At 66.9% G+C, this 4,697-nt stretch carries 4 protein-coding genes; all 4 read right to left on the bottom strand.

What is annotated here, in order from left to right; genetic code table 11:
* Positions 1-1,506: 1,506 nt before the first annotated feature.
* On the bottom strand, positions 1,507-2,082 hold the full coding sequence (locus ACF08M_RS41310; RefSeq protein ID WP_392190465.1) for a TetR/AcrR family transcriptional regulator: 576 nt from the start codon (positions 2,080-2,082) through the stop codon (positions 1,507-1,509).
* A 22-nt stretch (positions 2,083-2,104) separates the two neighbouring features.
* On the bottom strand, positions 2,105-2,569 hold the full coding sequence (locus ACF08M_RS41305) for a transposase (protein WP_392190466.1): 465 nt from the start codon (positions 2,567-2,569) through the stop codon (positions 2,105-2,107).
* Positions 2,570-2,659: 90 nt separating this feature from the next.
* Positions 2,660-3,415 carry an SDR family NAD(P)-dependent oxidoreductase gene (locus ACF08M_RS41300; RefSeq protein WP_392190464.1) on the bottom strand — a complete coding sequence of 252 codons (756 nt, stop codon included), beginning with the start codon at positions 3,413-3,415 and terminating at the stop codon, positions 2,660-2,662.
* Positions 3,416-3,735: 320 nt separating this feature from the next.
* Positions 3,736-4,209, bottom strand: coding sequence for a DUF1348 family protein (locus ACF08M_RS41295; RefSeq protein ID WP_392190463.1), 474 nt, complete (start codon positions 4,207-4,209; stop codon positions 3,736-3,738).
* Between the last annotated feature and the right edge of the window lie 488 nt (positions 4,210-4,697).

The raw sequence follows: 4,697 nt of genomic DNA, 5'->3' as shown, positions 1-4,697 counted from the left end.
AGCGGGTACTTCCTCGGGGCAGGCATCGTCAGAGCTCCTCTCGTGAGCCCCATCTGATCTGCTGTCACCTCTCCCCGCATCTCGGGGGAACCTCAATATCAACAACCGCGCGGCGCGTGCGAGCTCCTGGCTGATCCGCCGCATGGTGCCCGGCGGGAGTACGGCACTCCTCACGAGGTGACCCGCCTGCCCCACGAGCTGGTCGCCAGACCGCGAGAATTGGACAGCCGAGGTCTGGCGACCTTCCCAACTCTGCCGCGCCACTTCACTCCGGGCACGCGGCCCACCAAATCTGGTCAGTAGTCGGGGCGCCGATCGGAGCCCTCATCTGCGTCCCTGCGCGTCGCGCCTGGTTCCACCAGTTCAAACGACTGCCCATCTGCTTCGAGGTACGCGCCGACCTTCACCAAGGCCTGAGGGATGCCGGTAGCGGGGCTGGGGCCAGCAGACCTACTAGACACCTGCTCTGCGCAGGAGCGGCTCCGTCGTCTGGAGGTGTTGTCCCGGGTTCAGCGTCTGCCGGAAGGCCAAGAACGGCTCACAGGGGCGTGGGGGTAGACGATTCCCGCATCCGTACCGGCGCGCCTTGCCAGCGCCATCACCGCGCAGGCCACTCCGGAACCTCCGGAGAACACCACCACGGAAGTGGTCCTGGCCTGCGCTGAACTGCACGCACTCACCAGACACCAGGACCTCCCTGTCTACTGGGCCTGCCTCAACGTGCGCGACAAGGCATCGCTGTACTCAGAACTCCTCGATACCTCTGAGCTCGCCGCCGACACAGTTGCGGCTGGTCGAAGCCCTCGCTTCACGGCAACAAGCCGTGCCGGCGCCAGCGCGATAACGCCGTCCCACCGACAGGCCCAAGGGTGAGATCACGACTCCGACAGATCGCGGGTGGACCTCGTGCAGGCTACGAGCTTCCGAGCATGGTGTGAGGCAAGCAGGCAGGATCCCACAAGAATGCGCGTACATAGATCTGGGAAGTCGAGGACGCCGGTGGGGATTTCATGATCAAATTCGAGCGTATCACCTGGTCAGGGGATCTCGTGAACGACCCACCAGTGGTCAACCGACCAAATGGAGCCGGTCAATGCGACACTTTGTCGCGTTGACCGGCTTTGTTGTTGTGGTGGACGTGATCTGGCCCTCTGCGGGTTCGCAGAGGGCCAGATGTGTTTGTGCTGTTCAGGTGGGGTGTGGGAGGTGGGGTGGGTCAGGTCTTGGGGGTGGTGTCGGGGAGGTGGCCGCCCGGGGTCCAGCGGTGGGGGTTTTGAGTTTGTGGCGGTTGGAGGGGCGGCGGCGTGCGGGTTGATCGTTGACTTGGAAGGTGTCGAGCCAGCTGGCGAGCTTGCGGGCTCCTGGTGCCCATTGCCGCGAGCCCGCAGATTCGCCACCGTCGCGTGCCTAGCAAAGGGCGAACTCGGGTGAGGGCCTGCGGGGGCGGGCCGAATGGAATGCCGCCACCGTTGCGTGTATCTCCGGGGGCTGCCTGGGTGCCGCGAATCAGGTTGGGATATCGGCCTGCATGCGAGCGGTCCGCAGCAATATGCGTGCGGCGTCTTTCGCCTGGCGGGCGGGCTCCGGGGAGCCGGAGACAGCGGCCGTTGTGATGGCGCCCTCGGCGAGCAGGACGAGGTGGTCGGCGAGCCAGGTGGGCGCTTCTGCGGCGGCTACCAGGTCGGCGATGTATTGCCAGAACGCTCGCTTGTGGGCCCTCGTGATATCCGCCACGGCCGGGGAGGTTGCACCCAGCTCCCCGAAGGAGTTGACGAAGCTGCAGCCGTGGAAGTCCGGCTCGCTGAACCAGCGGTACAACCAGTCGAAGACCGCCAGGAGCTGCTGCGCAGGCGAGTCGTGGGGCTCCGCGTACTGGGCGAGTTCGCGCAACCACCGGGCGTCTCGCCGCCGCAAGTAGGCCTCGACCAGGGAGTCCTTGGACGGGAAGATTTGATAGAGACGCTTGAGCGATACGGCGGCGGTGGAGCGGATCGTGTCCATCCCCACGGCCTGTATGCCCCGGCCGTAGAACAGCTCTTCGGCTGCGTCGAGGATTCGCTGCTCGGCCTCTGCGCGTTCCATCTCGGTCACTCCGTCTCGGGAATTATCGTTCTCCTACGCTACCGCGCGCCGATCCGGGCAGGCCACGCTCCTGCACTGGCTTCCGGCGCCTCGGCCTCGGCAAGGCGAGGCGTAGACAGGCACCGGGCCGCCGACCGTTTCGTACCCGCGTATCCCGACCCGGTCCGCCAGGCAGCCGACGATGCCGGCTCCGGCACACCGAGGCGACCCAGTCGATGTCGCCGGCTGCGTCCGCCTTCGCCTGCGCGGCTTGCAGCATCCGCTCGAAGGTGCCGTCCTTGGCCCACCGGCGGAAGCGGGTGTGCAGGGTGGCCCAGGACCCGTACCGCTCGGGCACGTCCCGCCAGGCAACCCCGGTGCGGAACTTCCACACGATGCCGTTCAGGACCATACGGTCGTCCAACCGGGGACGGCCTGTCGCAGCCGTGGGCAGCAAAGGCCGCAGCAGGTCCCCCTCGGCATCGGACAACTCCTGGCGACGTATCACCCAGCCCTGATCCACTGCCCGAGATCACGGGTCGATGCCGTGACGGACTGAGCGCCAAGGACTGCCCGGCCTGCGTCGGGCCGTGCGGGCTCAGACTGCGAAGCCACCGTCCACCGCCAGCTCCGCGCCTGTGACGTATCGGGCGCTCTCGCCGGCCAGGTATGAGACGGCGTCCGCGACCTCCACCGCCGTGCCGTAGCGGCCGAGCGCAGTGAAGCCGCGCTGGAAGTCGGCGGAATCGCCGTCGCCCGGGTTCATGTCGGTGTCGATCGGGCCCGGGTGGACCAGATTGACGGTGATCCCGTGCGGGCCGAGCTCCCGGGCCATGCCCTTGGTGAAGCCGATCAGAGCGGCCTTGCTGGTCGCGTAGAGCGCGCTTCCGGGGAAGGCCACGCGCTGGGCGATGCAGCTGCCGATGCTCACGATCCGCCCGCCGTCGACCAGGTACTGCAGCGCCGCCTGGGCGTAGAGGTAGGGCGCGCGAACGTTCACTGCCAGCACCCGGTCGATCTGGTCGCGTGTGACCGCCTCGATCGGTCCGACGGCGCCGACGCCCGCATTGTTCACCAGGATGTCCAGCCGCGTGAACCGCTCGGCGACCGCCGCCACTGCGCCGCACACCGCCTCCGGGTCTGTGCTGTCCGCGCGGACGGCCCAGCCGCTCCGCCCCATCGCGGTGATCTTGGCGACCACCTCCTCGGCCAACTCGGCCGAGCCCTGGTAGGTCAGCGCCACGTCTGCGCCGTCCTCGGCCAGCCGCAGCGCGACCGCCGCCCCGATCCCCCGGCTGCCGCCGGTTACCAGCGCCACCTTGCCGTCGAGCGTCGTCGCACCGTTCATCGTCATCTCCGTAGAACTCCTTGTTCCGGTCTTGGACACGCTCAATCCAAGACCGGAACGCCCTGCGGGTCCGGCGGTATTCAGACGTCACGTTCAATCTTCAACGACGACTCCGTGATCCCCCGAAGTACGAACCGACCCTGGCTGCCCGGTGCCGTTCGGTCCGCCCGCCGGATCGGCAGTCACGTGGACCAAGGGGCAGCTCGGTCGGCGGACCGTCGCCGTCCAGGCCTTGGAATGGCACGCTGCGCCCGCTCTTCGACCGAAGGTCACTCGACAGGCGCTCAACCGGTGGGCGGTCTGGGTTCCGTCGCGGCGGCGGGGGATCACAGGCCCAGATCGCTCAAGCCAGGGTGGTCATCGGGCCGACGCCCCAGAGGCCAGTGGAACAGGCGTTCCGACTCCTTGATGGGAAGCTCATTGATGCAGGCGTAGCGATGATGCATCAGCCCGTCGTCGCCGAACTCCCAGTTCTCGTTGCCGTAGGCGCGGAACCAGTTGCCTGAATCGTCGTGGTACTCGTAGGCGAAACGCACCGCGATGCGGCTGCCGCCGAAGGCCCACAGTTCCTTGATGAGCCTGTAGTCCAACTCCCGCCTCCACTTGCGGGTGAGGAGGGCGACGATCTCGTCGTAGCCGTTGGCGAACTCCGCGCGGTTGCGCCAGTAGGAGTCCACCGTATAGGCGAGGGCGACTTTCTCCGGGTCGCGGGAGTTCCAGCCGTCCTCTGCCAGCCGCACCTTCTCCACGGCGGTCTCCCGGGTGAACGGCGGGAACGGAGGGCGTGGTTCGTGACTCATGTCGCTTCCTTCGGTTGTGCTCGGAGGCCCGCGCAAGAAGGTGGGCGTCTTCGGTTGCCGCGGCGTCGTGCCGGTCGGCTGGTGGGGTACTCCAGCTTGCTGGAGAACGATCGTTCTCCAGCGCATTGCCCACGGTAGTAGAACGTTGGTTCTCTCGCAAGCTGCTGAATGTGAACGCGTGATGTCGGCGTGATCGCGGGCAGACATTTATGGTCAAGTTCGGTGCCATCGAGGCAGCCGTCCCCCAGGCGTGGGTGGTACTGGATCTTCTGGAGGCTGCGTTTCACGGCGCTAGCCGACTGATCGAGGTTTGTGGCAGTGAGGTTGCCGATGGTGCGTTTTCACCAGCGGCCAGATGTCTTGCTGCGGGTTGAGGTCGGGGCCCCGATGTCTCCAGGGCCCCGGGGAGAGTCCTGTTCGCCCGACTTGATCACGTGTCGGCGTGGCCCGATCCGGCTCGGGATCAGAGTTCAGCTGGCGGCAGGCCG

The organism is Streptomyces sp. NPDC015032, from assembly GCF_043080425.1.
GTDB lineage: Bacteria > Actinomycetota > Actinomycetes > Streptomycetales > Streptomycetaceae > Streptomyces.
The sequence above is the reverse complement of the archived record's forward strand: the minus strand, read 5'-3'. Positions and strand labels throughout refer to the sequence as shown.

Bases quoted from the DNA above. Each gene is read 5' to 3' on its own strand.
- ACF08M_RS41310 (WP_392190465.1), bottom strand. From the start codon at position 2,082: ATGGAACGCGCAGAGGCCGAGCAGCGAATCCTCGACGCAGCCGAAGAG.
- ACF08M_RS41300 (WP_392190464.1), bottom strand. From the start codon at position 3,415: ATGACGATGAACGGTGCGACGACGCTCGACGGCAAGGTGGCGCTGGTA.
- ACF08M_RS41295 (WP_392190463.1), bottom strand. From the start codon at position 4,209: ATGAGTCACGAACCACGCCCTCCGTTCCCGCCGTTCACCCGGGAGACC.